Genomic DNA, 18,524 nt, shown 5'->3' with positions numbered 1-18,524 from the left:
TACAGTTATTCATATGGATTTTGGAGGCGGAAAATGATGGAACGGAACCCTTATATGGTAAGAGATTGCTTGGTTGCTTTGCGCTCTGCTTTGTTAAAACATGAACTGGAGGGGATTTTTTTTAGTGCGAAAGATGTTCGAGAATTGAATGATTATTTGCGCCGCTTGGCAGGCTATAACCACATTTTAGGACATGAACTTTTGCGGTGTCGTTGGCAAATAAAAGCGGGATGTGCGCCTTCTTCAGGGGATGTTGTGCCATTTCGTCGGTTTCAAAAAACACAGGAGGAAGTTGGTGATGAATCCACAAATTGAACTTGAAGGCACGCATTATATGAAGGATGCGAAAGGGGCTTTGGTGCCGGTAAGCCTGATCCGTCCTGCGGATTTGTTAGAAGATGAAACGGTGCGCAAAATTATGAGTTTTGCGAAAGAATTATCGGCAAGGATTGCACGTTTTAACAGCCATACGATTGCGGATTTGAGTGCTTTTGATAGCTTGCTTGCACAAGAATATGGTGTGGAGCGGCGTGGCAAAAAGGGCAATTGTACTTATACAAGCTTTGATGGTTTGCAGCGCATTAAAGTGCAAGTGCAGGAGAGTTTTGATTTTGGACCACAATTGCAAATTGCCAAAAGCCTTCTTGATGAATGTTTGAATGAGTGGTCTGCCGATGCGCGCCCTGAAATCCGTGCCATTATTACGCGTGCTTTTAATACGGATAAAGAAGGCAAGGTGAATCGGGGAGAAATCTTTATGTTGTTGCGTTTGGATATTGATGATCCACGCTGGAGCCAAGCTATGCGTGCTATTCGTGAAGCGATCCGTGTGACGACATCCAAGGAATATGTGCGTTTTTATGAGCGCGATAGTTTGGAAAGCGCTTGGCGTGCTGTGACCATTGATCTGGCGAAGACGTGAGGGGTGACATGTCTTTAGCCGCTATTCATATGGGAAAAAAAGCTTTAGGTCTTGATGATGAGACCTATCGCGCACTGCTGTTCCGCTTGACGGGGAAGCAATCGGCGAAAGATTTGAGTGTTTCAGAAAGGCACTTGGTTGTCGATGAAATGAAAGCTTATGGTTTTACGCCGAGTGTGAAGCGTTTAGAGGGCAAATATGCCAAGAAGCTACAGGCGCTCTGGATAGCTGGCTGGAATCTTGGCATTATTCGTGATCGTTCAGACAAAGCATTGCTTGGCTTTGTGAAAAGACAGACGGGGATTGATCATATCCGTTTTTTACGCGATAGCGATGATGCGGGCAGAGCTATTGAGGCGTTGAAAAGCTGGTTACAGCGTGATGGCGGGGTTGACTGGAGAGGGAAAAAGCTTCAAGATTCATGGGGAAATAAACCAAGTATTTCCATTTTGTATGCCCAATGGAAGTGTTTAAATCCCGATGTTGTGTTTGATGTGGAAGCTTTTCATCAAAGTGTTATGGCGTTAAGTGGTAAAGCTTTGGGCGAGATGGATGGGGGCGATTTTCGCCAAGTAATGAATATTTGGGGGCGGAAAATCCGTAAAAGTGTTAAAAGCGAGGGGTAAGCATGCATGCAAGAGGAAATCTATAGCGATTTTCCTGCCTTATTGCGTGAAATAGCTGATGTTGCGGGCGGGGAGGCAGCATGGAATATGATGCGGGCTTTTGGTGGACGAGAAGTTTATATACCTGGGCGTCTTGAGAATGCGGATTGGTTGATTGAAATTGTTGGGTTTGAAGAGGCGCAACAATTGATCAAGCATTTTTGTTTTAATGGTTCTGGTGTGCGCCTTCTTATCCCCCTTGGTAGAGATGCTGAACGGCGGCAAAAAATGCTAAAAGCGCTGCAAAAAGGTTGGTCGGTAGATGCAGCGTCTGCTGTTTCTGGTATGCATGTGCGCACGGCTTATCGCTTGAAAAAGAGAATTTCTTCGAAAGAACCACAAGGTTTATTATTTCCAGAGCTTTATGAGTATTGAGAGTTTTGACTGACAGTGTCAGACTTATATGAGGGAGCAGAAATCCAATAAACTGTGGATGGATTTTTATTCATTCATTGGTTTGTTATGGTTTCAATAGATACCTCTTTTCTTCATAAGCTTGCCCCTAAATTGGCGCATCACGCGCGCCAAGATTTTATTATTGTTGAAATGGCACGGGCTCTGCCTGAAGCTTTGTCTTATGGGGCGATCACGACAGGTTTGCGTATTGCGCATTTTTTAAGCCAATGTGCCCATGAGAGTGATGGCTTTTTTACGATTTGTGAATATGCCTCTGGGCGTGCTTATGAGGGGCGGCGTGATTTAGGCAATGTTAAGCCTGGGGATGGTGTACGCTTTAAGGGGCGTGGTTTAATCCAATTAACGGGGCGCAAGAATTATCAACGCTTTACGCAGTTTTGGCGGTTAGTGGATGCTAAAGCGCCCGATTGTGAAGCTTTCCCGCAAGAGGTGGAACAATTTCCAGCAGCGCTTTGGTCTGCTATCTGGTTTTGGCAGATGAAAGGCTTGAATAGGTTAGCAGATCAAGATGATTGTCTCAGAATTACCAAGGCGATTAATGGTGGTAAGAATGGACTTGTGCAACGTTTGACCTATTTAAACCGCGCCAAAAAGCTTTTGGGGCTTGGAGGCGAGGTGGAAGCATGAAGCCGTCTTATCGAGGTTCTAAACTCTATTTATGGTGGTCTTTTTGGTTTTCTTGGGGGGTTATTTTTTTGCTCATTTGTGGTGGTTTGTGGGGTGCACCACACATTGTTGATATGGCGGGCATTTCTATTCCTTCGATGGTAGCAATTATCGTTGGCAATTTGGGTGTGCACCGCGGTTTTGGCTCTTTGGATTTTTCCAATAGGAAGCATGCAAAGAGAAGCAATAAACCCAAATATGGTGCATTGGCACTTTCTCCACGGGGGAATAAGCGCAATGTTTAGTCCTGTTTCAAAATTGTCTTTTGGGCTGCTTTTTTTTGTGGGTGTTATTTTATCTGAATTTGGCTTGATGAAAGCGCAAATTTTAAAGGCGGAAAAAGCGCGTGATTTGTATTGGCAGCTTGAGATTGCCAAGGTTTCGTTAAAGGCGAAATTTGAGCAGGAGCGCCAGAGGAAAGCAGCATGGGCATCAGAGCATCAGGCACAAATGACCATTTCTGCTTTGAAACAAGAGCTTGTGAAAATGGAGAAAGTAAATGGGATATTGCCGGTTACTTACTGCGGTCTTGGGGTTGAGCGTGTGCGCTTGCTCAACAAGCAAGCCGGTGGATAGTCTTTCTTATCAGTTTTTATCGGTTGAATTGCCACCTGTTGTTGGCATGGCATGTGCCCGCCCAGCTTTATTGCCGCAGCGTGCTTTGAATGCGCGCGAAGTGGTGCATTATTGGGGGCGTGATCGTGCTGCTTTATTGATTTGTGAACAGCGTAGAGGAGCTGCAGTTCAAGCAATTCTAAGCAAGAGGGAGGGGGATTTCAAGTGAATTTAGATATCAGTGTTGCGAATGGCTGGTTGTCTTTGCTTTTATCGGTTGTGGCGATTTCTGGCGTTTTGAGAGCTTATTTTTCTTCTGGCGCTAAGGAAATGCTGAAAGACATCACGGCGCTTAAAGAGCGTGTGCAAAAGTTAGAAACGGAGATGGATTTTTTGCCTGATCGCGATGCGCTGCAAAGGTTGGAAGTGAATATGGAGAAATTGAATGGTCGCCTCAATACGCTTTCTGCCCAATTGCAACCGGTGGCGGCGATAGGTGAGCGCTTGCAAGAGTTTTTACTGGAGAATGCCAAAAAATGAAAGCAGATATGGATAAAATCATCCGTGAAGAAGCGCGGTTGATTATTTTAAAAGGACTTGCTTGTGAGCGCAGTGAAACCTTATCGAGTGCGATGATTGAGCGGCTTTTATACAGTTATGGCATCAGGCGTGATCGCGATTTTGTGCATAATGAATTAGCTTTTATGGAAGAGCAAGGTGCTGTCACATTAAAACAGGTAGATTGCGTTTTGATTGCGGTGTTAACAGAACGGGGGGCGCGTCATTTAGATCGGAGCTTTTCCATTGAGGGGATTAAGCGCCCGAAACGTTCTTCAATAAAAGACGAGGTGAAGGATGCGCAAGGTCGGGCGTGGACGTTTAACGGCGATTGATTTATTGCCGCAAGCTTGTGATCAAATTATTGCTGCGGCTGCTGAGGCTTTAAATGGGCGTGAGAAGACACAAATGGCTATTTATGGTGAGTTTAAAGTGGCTTTGAAGGCTTTACAAAAGGAAACGGGCTTAAGCTTTTCTATACCCTCTTTTTCCAGTTTTAATCGTTATTCTTTGCGGCTAGCTGTAATGTCACGGCGCTTAGAACAGACGCGGGAAATTGCCGCAAGTCTCTCCCAGCGCTTTGATGCTAAAGCTTCTGATAACATCACTCTTTTGACAGCGGCAGCGATTAAAGAACTGATTTTTTCCACGTTAAGCAGCGGGAAAAACCTTTCGCCAAAAGCGGCACAAGAATTGGCTAATGCGCTCAAAGGGGTATTGGCGGCTGAACATTTGTCGACCACGAGGCGGCAAAAGTTGGAAAAGGATTTTGCCTCTAAAGCAAATAAAGCGGTTGAGATGGCAGCAGTAGCGGCGGGGCTCTCACAAGAGACAGCGCGTGCTATTCGTGCGCAAGTGTTGGGGGTTAAAAATGGCTGAACAGCCCCTCTCAAAAAGTCATGTCTTTGATCATCAAAGTAGTTTTGATATTTGGCAGACGAGTACTTTCCCTCAAGAGCAAGATCCTTTGGAGGAAGGTGTTTTGATGGCGCATCAACGGGCATGGATTGAAGATAAGTCTCCATTAAAATTGGTTGAAAAGGGGCGGCGGACCGGCATTACTTTTGCGGAAGCTTTGGATGATACCCTTATTGCTGCAGCGACGCCTAAGGCTGGTGGCGATAATGTTTTTTACATTGGAGACACCAAAGAAAAGGGACGTGAATTTATTGGTTATGTGAGCAATTTTGCAAGGGCTATAACCAGTAATAGTGGGGATGTGGAGGAGTTTTTATTCTCTGATCAAAGGGCGGATGGTTCAACAAAATATATCTCTGCTTACCGCGTGCGTTTTGCTTCAGGATTTCGCATTGAAGCGCTTTCTAGCCGCCCTGAAAACATTCGGGGGCTACAGGGCATTGTGGTGATTGACGAGGCGGCTTTTCATCAAGATGTGCGCTCTGTTTTGGATGCGGTCAATGCTTTGTTGATTTGGGGAGGCAAGATCCGTGTGATCTCCACCCATAACGGTGTTTTAAACCCTTTCAATGAATTAATCCGTGAGGCGCGTGCAGGCAAAGTGCCTTTTTCGGTGCATTGTTACCCCTTTGGTGTCGCTGTTAAAAATGGCTTGTTTAAACGGGTTTGTGTCATGAAGGGGGAGGTGTGGAGTTTAGCTTCTGAACAACAATGGGAAAAGCAAATCCGTGCCTCTTATGGGGTGCGTTTGGCTGCTATGCGCCAAGAATTAGATGCCATACCGGCCGATCAAGAAGGGGCGTCTTTAACACGCTTACAGATTGAAAATTGTTGTGCGCCTGATATTGCGGTGTTGCGTTTTGCTTGTGTGGATGATTTTAAAAATCAATCGGATGATCAACGAAGTCAAGTTGCTCTTCATTGGTGTGAGGGGCGCTTAAAGCCTCTTCATATTGGGCTTGACCGACGGCGCCAACATGTTTTTGGCGTTGATTTTGCCAGATCGGGCGATGCGACATCTATTGTGGTGATGGAAATTGGGCAAGATCTGGTACGGCGTGTGCGGTTTATGGTGGAATTGCGCAATACGCCGTTTGATCAACAAAGAGAGATTTTATTTTATGTGGTGAATGGCTTGCCGCGTTTGTTGGGGGGCGCTTTGGATGCACGGGGCAATGGGGCTTATTTAGCGGAAAAGGCGGCGCAGCGTTATGGGGCTTGTGTGAGGGAAGTACAATTGTCGCAAAGTTGGTATGGTAAAGAAATGCCGGCTTATTTAGAAGCTTTTGGGGATGGGTCCATTGTTTTGCCGCGCGATAGCGATATTGTTGCGGATCATCAAGCGCTTGCTTATGTCAATGGCATTGTCAAAATTCCAGACAATCATCGTTTTAAAGGCAGTGATGGTTTTATGCGCCATGGTGATAGCGCGATTGCTTGTGCTTTGGCTTATTTCGCCAGCCGTCAAACTCCTGAAATTTATGATTATACAGCTGTGAGAGAGGCTTATGGTTTTGATGAAAGCCCGCTCTTTTCAACCCCTTTTTTTTCAACAATGCGATCAAAGATTTATTGATGGGATGATGAGATGGTAAAACTTTTAGATCAGTGGGGCAGGGCGCTTAATATCAAAGGGTTGGAGCGAGAAGTAGCAAGTCCTACCATTGGCGGTGTTCGTGATGTGTGGTCACAAACCATTGTAAGTGGTCTCACCCCTGCGCAACTTGCTGATATTTTACAACAGGCAGCACGGGGTCATCCAGAACAGTTTTTCCAACTTGCCGATGATATGGAAGAGCGTGATTTGCATTATCGTGCTGTGCTTGGCATGCGTAAGAATGCTCTCACAGGGGTGGAGCCTGGAGTGATTGCAGCAAGCAACAGTGCACAGGACAAAAAGATTGCGGATGCGGTGCGAGAAGTGATTAGTTCACCTACCTTTGTTGATGATTATGTGACGGATTTGTTAGATGCTTTGGGAAAAGGCTATGCGGTTGTTGAAACCTTGTGGGACAAGAGTGCCAAAGAATGGTGGCCGGTTGCTTGGAAATGGCGTGACCAGCGGTTTTTTCAATTGGATCGACGGGATGGTTTTCATTTGCGTTTAAAAGAAGAGGGGTCTCACTATGGTATTGAGTTGCCTGCTTATAAATTTTCCATTCATCGACCAAAGCTGAAAAGTGGTTTGCCTATCCGCACGGGACTTGCCAGACTTGCGGCTTGGGCGTTTTTGTTTAAGTCTTATACACTGAAAGATTGGATGGCCTTCTTAGAAGTTTACGGCATGCCGTTGCGCGTGGGCAAATATGGTGCGAGCTCTTCTCATGAGGAACGGCGGGTTCTCATTCAGGCGGTGCGTGATTTATCCAGTGATGCGGCAGCGATAATTCCCAAAGAGATGGAGATTGAATTTATTGAAGCGGCAGGGGGCAGTGGCAATGCGGTTTTTGCCGCAAAGGCTGAATATTTAGATCGGCAGATCTCCAAGGGTGTGTTGGGACAAACGATGACGACGGATGATGGTTCGTCCTTTTCGCAAGCGCGCATTCATGAAAATGTGCGCCATGATATTGCCAGAGCTGATGCACGGCAATTGGCGTTGACGGCTAACCGTGATTTGATCGTCCCCTTTGTTGAGATTAATTTTGGGCGCCAAGAGCGCACCCCCCTTGTCTATTGGCCGATTTCTGAAAATGAAGATATTAAAGCCATTAGCGATGCGCTGGAAAAACTCGTGCCCTTGGGTTTGCGTGTTGGTGCGCAAGAGGTGCGCAATAAGATTGGTTTTTCGCAACCAAAAAAGGAAGAAGATGTTTTAAAGGCTCCTGATAATGCGCCTGATGATGAGAGGGGACCAGAGGATGGTGAGGGTAAACAAAAGGCTCATGTTTGTGCTGATTGTGGGGGTGCTTTTGATGTTTCTGTAACAAGAGAGGGAAAGGGTGGAAAAGAGCAGGGTGGGAAACATCACGACGAATTGGACCGCCTTTCTGAAGAAGCTTTAAGTGACTGGGAAGAGGATTTAGAACCCCTTTTAGAGCCTTTTAAAAAGCTTGTAAGAGAAGCAAAAAGTTATGAGGATATCCTCAAAGGCTTAGATGAATTGTTGGGTGAGATGGATCATCACGCATTAGCAGCACGTTTGGCAAAAGTACAAATGATTGCACGTGGGCTTGGGCACCATGGCTGATGAACTTTTTAAAACTGCTCCCAAAGAGGTCACCCGTTATTTTGAAGCCAAGGCACTTGTTCCAAGCTTTGATTGGCGTGATGTGGCACCGGAAGAACATGCTTTTTCCTTTACGGTAGCAAAATCGGTGGGCTATGACATTTTGGATGATTTTAAGCGAGCGGTTGGAGAAGCCATAAAACATCAAGTTCCTTTGCAAGATTTTCAAAAAAATTTGATGCCGATTTTACAGGAAAAGGGTTGGTGGGGGAAAAAGACCAACATTGATCCGAAAACTGGTGAAAAGAGCGTGGTGCAATTGGGCAGCCCACGGCGTTTAGAAACGGTCTATTGGGCTAATACCATGAGTGCCCATGCGGCAGGTGAATGGGAGCGTACGCAAAATAATAAAGAATTTTTGCCCTATCTCACCTATGCTTTGTCCAGTTCAGAACATAAGCGTTTAGAACATGAAAGTTGGGTGGGGTTTACCGCACCCGTTGATGATCCGGTTTGGGATTGGCTTTATCCACCGAATGGCTGGCGGTGTAAATGCAGTGTGCGACAGGTAAGCCGTTATGAAGCAGAAGATTTAGGCTATGAAGAGGGGGCGGAGCCACTTCAAGTGGAACAGAAGGTTTGGCACAATAAGCGAACGGGACAAGTTGAAAAGATACCAAAGGGGATTGATCCTGGATGGCATTTGAACCCTGGGAAACATAGGGCGCAAAATTTAAGCAGTTTTTTAAGTGATAAAGTCTCTGTGATGGGGGACAATGACAAGCGCATTGCCATTGAAGATATTGTGGGTTCGCCGCTTTTGGAAGCCATGTTTGAAGGACGTTTGCCGCGTGGGTTTATACCCATTGCACCTATACCACAAAAGGTGGGTGATGTTTTTGCAGCGGAAAATTCTCTTATTCGCTTATCCTCAGACAGTGTGAAACATATTTTGTTAGAGCATCAAGTGCGAGCTCTTCACTTGGATGATTTTCGGGGCGCCATTCAAACACTCATCCGCCCCCATGGAATTATCAGGCGAAAAGGTGTACCGAGCGTTGTGTTTTTGGGTGAAAATGATGGGGTATGGTGGCGCTTAGCGGTTAAATTTGTGGCAAGCAAACAAGAATGGTGGTTGACCTCCATGCATAAAAAGAATCTTAAAGAAATTGAACGCTTATTGGATGCGGCTGAAAAAAAGGGCGAGAGGTTGTTGTAAAGAAAATAACAGGAAGAAAGTCTTGTGTTCTTAACGGAAAAGAGGCGAGGAAAATGAGAAGGCGTGGAGGGCGGTCAACTCCTCGCAGATCCGGTAAAACCGTCCTGGTATAACTGGCTCACGCCTCGTGGATAGAAGTAACAGTTTAACAGTTTAAAAGCAATCGTTTAAAAAACGGCTCTGTTGGCTTTGAAGAGAAGGGTCGATACGTGAGAAAACGAGAAGGCGTGGAGGGCGGTCAACTCCTCGCAGATCCGGTAAAACCGTCCTGGCAAAACTGGCTCACGCCTTACATCCCATGATATAATGTTTTAAAGCCAAAAAGCAATCTTTGAAAAAATGGCTCGAGAGAGGCTTCTTTTGTATAAGACGATAAATTGTACCTCTCACTTCACAACGGCGCTCTATCGCCTTTGAAGTGCCTTTGAAAACGATTTTATGGGATGGTTTGGCACGGAGGTTTTTCTCACAAGGAGAATAATAGGGAAAAGAGTGCTTTTTTGAGAAATGCTCTTTTGACTGACAGTGTCAGACTTATAGTGTGAGTAAGTTTCATGCATTGTATTGCCAATAACAATTGTAAAGCAATAGGCAATGATGGAACAAAAATTTCACGAAAATGGCGAAGATGAGCATGCTGAGATATTTCATGCCGCGTTAATAGATCTTTGTCCAGACGTTTTATGTGAAGACATTTCATGTGAAGACGCCACCGTTAGTCAAGCGCCTGAATGGGTAGAGCTTTTGCCCAAAGCGCCCCATGTGAAGGCACGTGATGGACGACAATGGCATTATAACCCGCAAACCATTTTAAAAGCTTTTGCAGCCAATAAAGGACCGCTTGTGATTGATTATGAGCATGGGCAACATCACCGTGCGAGAAATGGTTTAGAAGCGCCTGCCAGTGGCTGGATTGAAGAATTAGCAGAGCGGGATGGTGCGATTTGGGGGCGCGTTAAATGGACCGATATGGCTACCAAAAAAATTATTTCCCGAGAATATCGCTATCTTTCGCCTGAGTTTCGCCATTCCAAGAAAGGTGAAATTTTGCATTTAGCAGGTGCTGGTTTGGTGAACCGTCCAGCCCTTGTCATGACGGCTTTAAGCCGTGAACAGCCTTCCCCTATAACTTTGACGGAGAAAATGATGGATTTGACAGCCATTGCCAGTGCATTATCGCTGGCAGAAGATGCTAAAGCGGATGAGGTTTTAGCAACGCTTAAAGCGCGCGAAAAGGAACGCGTGGAATTAAATGCCCAATTAACAAAAGCGCGAGAAGATTTGGCGCTTTTGCAAGAAGAGCAAAAAAACAGTGCCATTGAGAGTCTTTTAGACAAGGCAATTGAAGAGGGCAAGATTTTGCCGGCTGCGCGCGAGGAATATCGTGCATTGTGTAGCCTTGAAGGGGGCATGGAGCATTTTAAAAATTTGGTCGAGAAGCTGCCGGCGCTTGCCTTAACAAGTCCTTTAGAAGTGTGTGCCTTAGCACAAGAACCAAAACTTGCTCCAGAAGAGGTTGCTCTTGCGGCACGCCATTATAAGGAAGAGCAGAAGCAAAAAGGCTTCGACATCACCATTAGCCAAGCGGTTGAGTATATTAGCGAGCAAAAGGAGCGCCAATCATGAGTACGATGATTTTAATTAAATCTTTTCGCGCTGGAGATGTGATCTCACCTTATTGCATTGTTGCAGCCCGCGGTGAGGGAATGGTGGCAACGGCTTCTGGTAAGGGTGATAAATTATTAGGGACTGCTGGCTCTCTTGGCGCAAAGGCTGGTGAGATGATTGATGTTGGCCAATGTGGTTGGGGCGAAGTGGTTTGTGGGGGCAATGTTTCCTTTGGTGATTTTTTGACCTCTGACCCAAAGGGGCACGCCATTAAGGCTGAAGCAGTAGATCGCACCATTGGTATTGCCATGAGTGATGGTTCTGCTGGTGATGTTATTTCTTTTAAAATTAATTAATCGAGGCTTAAAATGAACAGACCTTTTCCCGTTGATCCAACACTCACTGCTATTGCTATTGGTTATCGCAATCCAGCAGGTTCTCTTATTGGCGACAAAGTTTTGCCACGCGTTTCTGTTTTAAGTGAGGTATTTAAATATAGTGAATTTCCTTTAGCGGAAAATTTTACGGTGCCTGAACTTGAGGTTGGGCGGAAAGGGCGCCCGAATGTGGTGGAGTTTTCTGCCTTTGAACGGGAAGCCAGTGTCAAAGATTATGGACTTGATGATTTGCTTCCCAATTCAGATATTGAAGCAGCGGCACGCGCCAGGGCGGAGCGGCGCTCTCGTTATAACCCCGAAAAGACAGCTGTAGAGGGACTTGCTAATTTGCTGGAATTGGGGCGTGAAGTGCGTGTTGCAGCTCTTGTGCAAAAGAGTGAAAATTACGCACCAGAGCGGGTGATTACTCTCAAAGGAGAAAATAAATTTAGCGATTATGAGAAATCTGATCCTTATGCCACTTTAGATGAGGCGATGGATAAAGCTCTCGTCTATACGCCCAACACCATTGTGATGGGCAAAGTTGTTTGGTCAAAACTCAAACGCCATCCCAAAATCATTAAAGCCGTTAAAGGGGGTGGCAGCGCTGATGGTTTTGTCACCAAGGCGCAATTTGCTGATCTGATGGAAATACACCCCGAACGTTTACTCATTGGTGAATCGCAAGTGAATTTGGCACGCAAAGGGCGTTCGGCACAATTGGCACGTGTTTGGGGCAATAAGATTGCACTGCTTTATATTGACCCCACCAAACAACAGGCGGATGGATCGGTCATCAGTTGGGGCTTTAGCGCCCAGTTGGGTGAACGTTTGTCTGGAGTAATCAATGATCCCGATATCGGCTTGTCAGGTGGTAAACGGGTGCGTGTGGGGGAACGTGTGTGTGAATTGGTGGCAGCCAAAGATGCCGGCGTTTTGTTGCAAGAAGTTGTCTAAGGGAAACTTTGAAACATGGCTTATGCAAGCAAAACATTGATTGAAGAGCTCTGGGGTGATGACTTCTTGGACGATTTATGCGGTATGAATGAGAATTCTGATCCAGTTTTTTCAGAGCAAGCCATAGCCCGCGCGCTCGAACAGGCAAGTGGTGAGATTGATGTGCATTTGTCTCATCGCTATTGCGTCCCGATTGCCGGACATCCGGCGGCTCTGGGCATGATTTGTGTCAATATTGCTGTTTATAATTTAGCCATACGCCATACGGCACTGACCACGACCATTGAAGATCGTTACAAACAGGCGGTTGAACTCTTGAAACGCATTGCGGAAGGCAAGGCGGGTTTGGGGGTCGATGAACCTAAAATTATGAGCGAAGATGGTCCCGTGCGTGATGGGGCTTTCTTTACTGCCAAGCCGCGTTTGATGGGAAGGTAACATGTCTGTTTCAACCCATATTGAGATTAAAGAGACAGGGCTTGAAGCGGCTTTATCCTTTTTACAAAAGGGCGCTGATAGCTCGATGGGGACTTTGGCACAAGGGGTTGGGCGCCTCATTCAAGAGAGCACAAGGCGGCGGATTCAAAGCGAAAAAACGTCTGCCCAAGGAGAGAAGTGGAAAAACAATCATGCCCGCACCTCTATTCTTTTTGCCAGTGGGGCGCTTTCACGCTCCATTGATATGAAAGCATCACCAGAACAGGTGATTGTGGGTTCTGGGTTGGTTTATGCGCGGATTCATCAATTGGGTGGGGTTATTCGTCCGAAAAATGGCAAAACCCTTCGTTTTTGTCTCACAAGCGGCAATGCACACCGCTTTGTTTGTGTGCGCCAAGTGACCATGCCTGCGCGCCCTTATTTAGGGCTTTCAGAGCGCAATAAAGTGGAAATTGTCAAAGCGGCAGAAGATTGGCTGGAAAGGATATTTTCATGAGTCAAGCTGTTAAAAATGTAGGGCGCATTAATGCGTTTCGTGAAGCGGTGATTAAAAACCTTAAAGGGGCTTTGCCAGATGTGCGCGATTGCGGCTGTCAATTTGGGCGCTTTAATTTAGAAGAGCTTGAGACACAGATGCTTGTGGCACCAGCCATACGCGTTGCAGTGTTAGAAAGCCGTATGAGTCCTGTAGCAAGTGGGTACATGAGTGCTGATCTTCATTTAGGGGCTTTTATTATCACCACGGGCAAAGAGCGTGATGTTTCTAGTTGGCTTTTGGCAGAAGCCATTGCGGTGCTTTGTCATAGCGGGCAATTGTGGGGACTAACGCATTTAAGTAGCCCGCGGGATGTCGAGATCGAACCGATTATTTCTGCGGCGATTAAGCAGCGTGGTGTATCGATAAGCGTGGTGGAATGGCACCAAGATTTGCATCAGTTGGGACAAGATATTTTTTGTGATGAAGGACAACTCAAAGCTGGGTTAATCTCTTTAGACAATGAGGTGTTGGCATGAATGATGCGCATCTTTTGAGCGACACCTTTCGGCAAATAATGAAGCGTCTTGATGCGCTTGAACGCTGTCTTGCCAACCAGCACATGATCGGGCGGGTTGCAGAAATTGATGGTCATAGGGTGCGGGTGAAACTTTCCGAACAGGGTTCCAATGGGCAAGCGGTTTTATTGCCTTGGCTGCAAGCGCAAGAAGCAGCAGGTACTGTTTCAAGCAATATGCCGTTAAATATTGGTGATCGGGTGCGTTTGTTAAACCCCCATGGCGAAATTGGTTCTGCCTCTCTGGTGGTGCGCGATAGCTATAGTGGGGATGCGCCTAATTGCGCACGCTCTTTCAAAGAATTTGCTTTGTGTTATGCCGGTGGCGCTTTGCGCATCACAAAAGATGAACTCATTCTCTCCCATGGGGAAAACCAAATCCATTTGAGTGAAAAAGGTTTGGTGCTTTCTCATCAAGCAACTCGTGTTGCGCTGAATGACAGCGTGCAGATTCAAGCGGACGACTTACAGCACAATCAAAAATCTGTTGGCGCAAGCCACAAGCACGGTGGGGTCAAAATGGGTCCCTCCACAACCTTTAGCCCCCTTTAAAGGAGTTTATCATGCGTGAAAACAGTTATGTTATTTTAACCAATGCCGATTTTGTTGCAGGCAAGCGTTCACCGGGCAAAGGTGAAGAAATTTGTTTAAGCGCAGAGGCGGCAAAATATCCCTTGCTGCTTGGTCAGATTGCTGAAAAACCAGCCCCTGTTGTTTCTGCGTCCCCAACGGTTTCTTCGTCCCCAACTGTTTCTTCCACAAAGACAACAAAGGGTGCTTAAAGCATGCGGTGCGGGGTAAGCGAAAAGGATGGCTCTCTCTTATATGGTTGGGATCATTGCCAACAGTCACTTCGTAAATGTTTGACGACAAAGATTGGGTCACGGGTTTTGCGTCGTCATTATGGGTGTGATGTTGGAAAGTTCCAAGATGCCAATGCCGATCCTGCGACGATATTGCAGCTTTATCAAGCCATTGTTGAAGCTTTGGATGATCCAGAGTGTGGAGAGCCTGGGTTTTCGTTGCAGAGGATTGATCTGACAAAAGCAACGCGTGAAGGCACTTTCCATTTTGTTTTAACGGGTGTTTTTTATCCCGATGGGCATTTGGGGGATTGGTCACACAAAGAGCCAATGAGCATCAATTTAGAGGTTGGTGATGACAGAGCTTGAACCTTTTCCTCTCCCACAAGTTCTCCCTCCACAAGTGCCCCATTTACAAGTGCCCCATTTACAAGTGCCCCATTTACAAGTGCCCCATTTACAAGTGCCCTTGCCACAAATTATTGAAGAGCTTTCTGTTGAAGCAATTTTAGAGCAAAAGATCACGCGTTTAACTGAGCTTTTTGCAGCGCATCATATCCCTTATAATGTGGAAAAGACCGCTTATGATCCGGTAGTCATTCAATTGCAAGCGGCAGCTTATGAAGAGTTGCTGTTGCGCCAGCGGATTAATGAAGTGGCGCGAGATAATTTACTCACATTTGCGCATGGAACAAGTCTAGATCATTTGGGGGATTTTCATGGCGTGACACGGCTTTTGGATGAAGATGATGCGCGTTTTCGCCGCCGTATTCGCTTGGAGAGGCAGGGACATTCGACAGGTGGCACGGTACCACGGTATCAATATTTTGCCCTCTCAAGCGATATCCATGTCAAAGATGCTTTTGTTTATCGTGTGGCTAAAAGCCCGCTTATTCATGTTGCACTTTTTAGTGATAGCCCATCCGGTATCGCTGATGAAGCTTTGATTGCCAAGGTGCAAGCAGCCCTTGATGCGCCCCATGTTAAAATGACCAATGACAACATCTTTGTAAAAAGTGCAGTGCAGCGGATGATCGATATTTCTGCTGATTTTTGGTTGTTATCGGATGAAGGATCTTTTGTTTTGGAAAGAGCGGAGCAGAATTTAACAGCAGAATGGGCGCGTGCGCAAAGGCTTGGGCGTGATCTGTCTTTAAGTTGGATACTAAGCCGCTTGATGGTTGAGGGCGTTCACCATGTGAACATAACGCAACCTTGTGAGGATATTTTGGTCGCACCGGATGAAGCGGTTGCACTAGGGAATATTGTCTTGTCTGAACGGGGGCGCGCTTATTGATGATCTCCTCCCTTTTGCCCCCAAATTCTAGCTTATTTGAACGTTGTTTTGCAGAAGCAATGGCTTTTGAGCCTCACGTTAAAACGGCACTCGAAGAAATACCCCGTGCTAAATTTATCACGCGTCCGCCTTCTTGGTTACCCTTTTTAATTGATGAATATGGTCTACAAGAATTAAGCCCTTATTTCTCTAATCCTTATGATTTGATTGATTCTGGTCTTGCCTGGCAGAGGATACGTGGCTCCCTTGCTGCCATTGAGATGGGGCTTGCATGGCTGGGGGTTACAGCACGCTTTCAACCCGCATGGACGGGGCGTGCTTGGTGGAACTCCTTTCAACTCTACTTTGATCAATTGCCTGAACGGAAAAGCCTTGAAGCCATTGAAGCAATTACCGACCTTTCCAAAAGTTTGCGCTCTGATTTTCGCCGTGGTGTCATGGGTTATGATGTGCAAGCTGTTGAATGCAATATGTCACGCCTTGATGACAGTCTGCTGGAGTATGAGAGCGGTGTAAGCCTCATAGCTGGGAATACTTTGTTTTCCTTTGGACGCACAACAGAGATAGAGCGCGTTCTCACAAGAGAAGAAGGCATACTGATTGGCAATTGGATGGATGGTGGGGATGAGGAATTAAGCTTCGATCAGATCGATTACCCATGGGACATGGCAAACTTTCCGTGGTGTTCGGTCAAAAAACATGAACGCGATATGCTGATGGCAGAGTGGTTTCGCAGCCGCACACTTTATCTCGTGTTAAGAGACACCCAAGATGGCGTGATTGGGTATCGCAGATGCTATGCTGTAGCGCCGGTAGAACAGGCTTTGAATGGTGTTTATAGCCATTGTGGTGGCAGATTCCAGCCCTCCCCGATGGGCACGGCGCTTCTTGTGGCAGCACGCACAGACTTTCGCGACGTTGATGGCAAACAAGCAGCATTTGTTTCTGTTCTCGTTCATGCTTCTCCCAAACAAGATATCCCCTTTGGCAAGCTTTGGTGTGAGCCTGATGAACTGAATGGTGGTGTGGAGATACTCAAAACGCCCATTAATATTCCTTTGCGTGCCGATGTTCGCGAACAATTCAAGATTTTATTGAGGTTTTAACATGAAGCATGAAAGTGGTTTGCCCTTTGCAATTGACAGATCTCGCGGCAAAGAGGAACAACAAAGCGTTGTCTTTTATGGACAACGACCCTTTATTCAAAGTGGTGAACTCAACGAGGTTCAAACCATCATAAGGGGACGCCATAACCGTTTGGGGCGCCTTGTGGCACAAGAAGGAGACCGCGTTGAACGGGCTGATGCTTTTGTCAACAAAGACACGCAAACTGTCACGTTAACAGACGGCAAGATTTATATTGCCGGTGATATCTTTCCAGTTTCAAATGCCGTCTTAGAGAATGTTTCCATGATTGGGCGCTTGGAAATTGGTGTGAAGCTGCAAAAAAAATGGGTGACATATGAGGATGATCCAGAGCTGTTGGGGCAAGTCCCTGGCACCTTGGCAGAAGGAGAGCCTGGTGCCGCACGAGAAACAGCACAGCTTGTTTGGGCACTGAAAGAGGATGCGCAGCAAGGGACTTTCTTTCCGGTTTACATTTTGCAAGATGGTGTTTTGATTGATCAAAAATCACCCTCATTACTTGAACCGGCCATGCAAGCTATTGCTACTTATGACCGTGCCCATGGGCATTATATCGTGAGCGGATGCCGTGTAAGCGCTTTAGGACAAAACAACGGCTGCCAAGTGTTTAGCATTCAAGAAGGAGAAGCCAATATCAATGGTTTTAAACGCAAACGCCTTGCTGCTTTACGCCATGAAGAACCAGAAGATTTTTCGACAAATGTTGTTCCAAGCGAAACCCATATCTTTGCTCCTCAAACAGGGGAAACAAGCTCTCAATCTGACATTCACTCTGCTCCTGCTAACACCATCACCTTCTTGACTGATTTTAATCCGAGTGCCACCATTCATGCCACTCCCGAAGAAACGCATATTTTTTCACCCCAAAAAGGGAAAACGAGCTTTACCTTTAAAACCTATTACGCTCCCATTGCCGATATTCAGTCTCTTTTGTTGACAAAAGAAAAAACCGTTAACGTCACCCGTGGTGCAGTTGCCGCTGGGCGTGATGGTGTTCCTGATAAGAGCATCACTTCTTTTATTAAAGTCGTTCAAGGAAGCAAGGAATTTAAAGAAGGCACAGATTTTAAAAAAACAGGAGACACCATTGATTGGGCACTTGTAGGAGACGAGCCTTTAGTGGGAAGTACCTATAAGGTGACTTATCGCTATCGTGCGCAAGTTACCGCCGATAAAGTAACAGCACAGGAAATTACCGTCTCAGGTGGAGCGCAAGGTGGTGATATTATTGTAAGTTACACTTACAAATTACCGCGTATTGACCGTATAGGACTGAATACAGGGGGCAATGTGATTTACATCAAAGGCATTGCAGCAGACCAACCCATGGCTCCAACTGTCCCTGATGATGTGTTGTCCCTTGCAACCATCACCAACAATTGGCTTGATACTCCTCTTGTGGTCAATGATGGCACGCGTGTTGCCCCCTATGATGAGATGTGGCGCTATTTTCAACGGGTGCTCTCCCTTGACCGGTTGATGCAGTTAGAGCGCATTAAAAGCAATGTTGACTCTAAAGAACCTGTCGCCAAAAAAGGCATGTTTGCAGACCCTTTTCTAGATGACTCTTACAGAGATGAAGGCTTTCAACAAACGGGGGCTGTAGGCAGTGGTATTTTGCAACTTGCCATTGACCCAACATTCTATACGGCTCCTTTAAAAGCGCCTGTCACCCTTGACTGGACAAATGAAGTGATCATTGCGCAAGAATTGACAACGGCTTGCGAAAAAATCAACCCCTATCAAAATTTTGCACC

General features: G+C 46.1%; 26 protein-coding genes. All 26 read left to right on the top strand.

The window, feature by feature from the left end:
• Positions 1–36 precede the first annotated feature (36 nt).
• Positions 37–315, top strand: a complete 279-nt coding sequence (locus MCO_RS07535; protein WP_040299079.1) for a hypothetical protein — start codon at positions 37–39, stop codon at positions 313–315.
• Positions 299–922: a DUF3164 family protein gene (locus MCO_RS07530; RefSeq protein ID WP_007553540.1), complete on the top strand. Its 624-nt coding sequence runs from the start codon at positions 299–301 to the stop codon at positions 920–922. The genes MCO_RS07535 and MCO_RS07530 overlap by 17 nt, the downstream gene beginning before the upstream one ends.
• A gap of 8 nt (positions 923–930) precedes the next feature.
• Positions 931–1,548, top strand: a complete 618-nt coding sequence (locus MCO_RS07525) for a regulatory protein GemA (protein ID WP_007553539.1) — start codon at positions 931–933, stop codon at positions 1,546–1,548.
• Between the two features lie 6 nt (positions 1,549–1,554).
• The gene (locus MCO_RS07520) at positions 1,555–1,962 is read left to right on the top strand and encodes a helix-turn-helix domain-containing protein (RefSeq protein WP_007553538.1); all 408 of its coding nucleotides are present in this window, start codon (positions 1,555–1,557) and stop codon (positions 1,960–1,962) included.
• Positions 1,963–2,016: 54 nt separating this feature from the next.
• A complete protein-coding gene (locus tag MCO_RS07515; RefSeq protein ID WP_155799354.1) occupies positions 2,017–2,631 on the top strand; it encodes a peptidoglycan-binding protein in 615 nt (204 codons plus the stop codon).
• Positions 2,628–2,915, top strand: a complete 288-nt coding sequence (locus MCO_RS07510) for a hypothetical protein (protein WP_007553536.1) — start codon at positions 2,628–2,630, stop codon at positions 2,913–2,915. The genes MCO_RS07515 and MCO_RS07510 overlap by 4 nt, the downstream gene beginning before the upstream one ends.
• On the top strand, positions 2,908–3,246 hold the full coding sequence (locus MCO_RS07505; RefSeq protein ID WP_007553535.1) for a hypothetical protein: 339 nt from the start codon (positions 2,908–2,910) through the stop codon (positions 3,244–3,246). The genes MCO_RS07510 and MCO_RS07505 overlap by 8 nt, the downstream gene beginning before the upstream one ends.
• Positions 3,239–3,454: a hypothetical protein gene (locus MCO_RS07500; protein ID WP_007553534.1), complete on the top strand. Its 216-nt coding sequence runs from the start codon at positions 3,239–3,241 to the stop codon at positions 3,452–3,454. Before MCO_RS07505 ends, MCO_RS07500 begins: the two co-directional genes overlap by 8 nt.
• Entirely contained in the window at positions 3,451–3,765 is a 315-nt protein-coding gene (locus MCO_RS07495) for a DUF2730 family protein (RefSeq protein WP_007553533.1), read from the top strand. Before MCO_RS07500 ends, MCO_RS07495 begins: the two co-directional genes overlap by 4 nt.
• Positions 3,762–4,118 carry a hypothetical protein gene (locus MCO_RS07490; RefSeq protein WP_007553532.1) on the top strand — a complete coding sequence of 119 codons (357 nt, stop codon included), beginning with the start codon at positions 3,762–3,764 and terminating at the stop codon, positions 4,116–4,118. Before MCO_RS07495 ends, MCO_RS07490 begins: the two co-directional genes overlap by 4 nt.
• Positions 4,081–4,662 (top strand): phage protein Gp27 family protein, encoded by a 582-nt coding sequence (locus MCO_RS07485; protein ID WP_007553531.1) that lies wholly within the window; start codon positions 4,081–4,083, stop codon positions 4,660–4,662. Before MCO_RS07490 ends, MCO_RS07485 begins: the two co-directional genes overlap by 38 nt.
• Positions 4,655–6,277, top strand: coding sequence for a hypothetical protein (locus MCO_RS07480; RefSeq protein WP_007553530.1), 1,623 nt, complete (start codon positions 4,655–4,657; stop codon positions 6,275–6,277). Before MCO_RS07485 ends, MCO_RS07480 begins: the two co-directional genes overlap by 8 nt.
• Before the next feature lie 12 nt (positions 6,278–6,289).
• Positions 6,290–7,891 carry a DUF935 domain-containing protein gene (locus MCO_RS07475; RefSeq protein ID WP_007553529.1) on the top strand — a complete coding sequence of 534 codons (1,602 nt, stop codon included), beginning with the start codon at positions 6,290–6,292 and terminating at the stop codon, positions 7,889–7,891.
• On the top strand, positions 7,884–9,089 hold the full coding sequence (locus MCO_RS07470) for a phage minor head protein (protein WP_007553528.1): 1,206 nt from the start codon (positions 7,884–7,886) through the stop codon (positions 9,087–9,089). Before MCO_RS07475 ends, MCO_RS07470 begins: the two co-directional genes overlap by 8 nt.
• A 597-nt stretch (positions 9,090–9,686) precedes the next feature.
• Positions 9,687–10,715: a phage protease gene (locus MCO_RS07465; RefSeq protein ID WP_007553527.1), complete on the top strand. Its 1,029-nt coding sequence runs from the start codon at positions 9,687–9,689 to the stop codon at positions 10,713–10,715.
• A complete protein-coding gene (locus MCO_RS07460) occupies positions 10,712–11,053 on the top strand; it encodes a hypothetical protein (RefSeq protein ID WP_007553526.1) in 342 nt (113 codons plus the stop codon). The genes MCO_RS07465 and MCO_RS07460 overlap by 4 nt, the downstream gene beginning before the upstream one ends.
• Positions 11,054–11,065: 12 nt before the next feature.
• The gene (locus MCO_RS07455) at positions 11,066–12,031 is read left to right on the top strand and encodes a hypothetical protein (protein WP_007553525.1); all 966 of its coding nucleotides are present in this window, start codon (positions 11,066–11,068) and stop codon (positions 12,029–12,031) included.
• Between the two features lie 15 nt (positions 12,032–12,046).
• Positions 12,047–12,469 carry a gp436 family protein gene (locus MCO_RS07450; protein ID WP_007553524.1) on the top strand — a complete coding sequence of 141 codons (423 nt, stop codon included), beginning with the start codon at positions 12,047–12,049 and terminating at the stop codon, positions 12,467–12,469.
• 1 nt (position 12,470) lies between these two features.
• Entirely contained in the window at positions 12,471–12,965 is a 495-nt protein-coding gene (locus tag MCO_RS07445) for a phage virion morphogenesis protein (protein WP_007553523.1), read from the top strand.
• Positions 12,962–13,483, top strand: a complete 522-nt coding sequence (locus MCO_RS07440; protein ID WP_007553522.1) for a hypothetical protein — start codon at positions 12,962–12,964, stop codon at positions 13,481–13,483. Before MCO_RS07445 ends, MCO_RS07440 begins: the two co-directional genes overlap by 4 nt.
• Positions 13,480–14,073: a phage baseplate assembly protein V gene (locus tag MCO_RS07435; RefSeq protein ID WP_007553521.1), complete on the top strand. Its 594-nt coding sequence runs from the start codon at positions 13,480–13,482 to the stop codon at positions 14,071–14,073. Before MCO_RS07440 ends, MCO_RS07435 begins: the two co-directional genes overlap by 4 nt.
• An 11-nt stretch (positions 14,074–14,084) precedes the next feature.
• Complete coding sequence (locus MCO_RS07430) at positions 14,085–14,303, top strand: hypothetical protein (protein ID WP_007553520.1); 219 nt, start codon at positions 14,085–14,087, stop codon at positions 14,301–14,303.
• Between the two features lie 3 nt (positions 14,304–14,306).
• Entirely contained in the window at positions 14,307–14,693 is a 387-nt protein-coding gene (locus MCO_RS07425; RefSeq protein WP_007553519.1) for a GPW/gp25 family protein, read from the top strand.
• The gene (locus MCO_RS07420; RefSeq protein WP_007553518.1) at positions 14,680–15,621 is read left to right on the top strand and encodes a baseplate J/gp47 family protein; all 942 of its coding nucleotides are present in this window, start codon (positions 14,680–14,682) and stop codon (positions 15,619–15,621) included. Before MCO_RS07425 ends, MCO_RS07420 begins: the two co-directional genes overlap by 14 nt.
• Positions 15,621–16,727, top strand: a complete 1,107-nt coding sequence (locus MCO_RS07415; RefSeq protein WP_007553517.1) for a phage tail protein — start codon at positions 15,621–15,623, stop codon at positions 16,725–16,727. Before MCO_RS07420 ends, MCO_RS07415 begins: the two co-directional genes overlap by 1 nt.
• 1 nt (position 16,728) lies before the next feature.
• Positions 16,729–18,524 (top strand): DUF4815 domain-containing protein (locus tag MCO_RS07410; RefSeq protein ID WP_007553516.1); only part of this gene is annotated, 1,796 nt, incomplete at its 3' end.

Source organism: Bartonella sp. DB5-6 (assembly GCF_000278115.1).
In the GTDB taxonomy this organism is placed as follows: Bacteria; Pseudomonadota; Alphaproteobacteria; order Rhizobiales; family Rhizobiaceae; genus Bartonella; species Bartonella refiksaydamii.
This window is presented reverse-complemented; position numbering and strand designations above follow the sequence as displayed.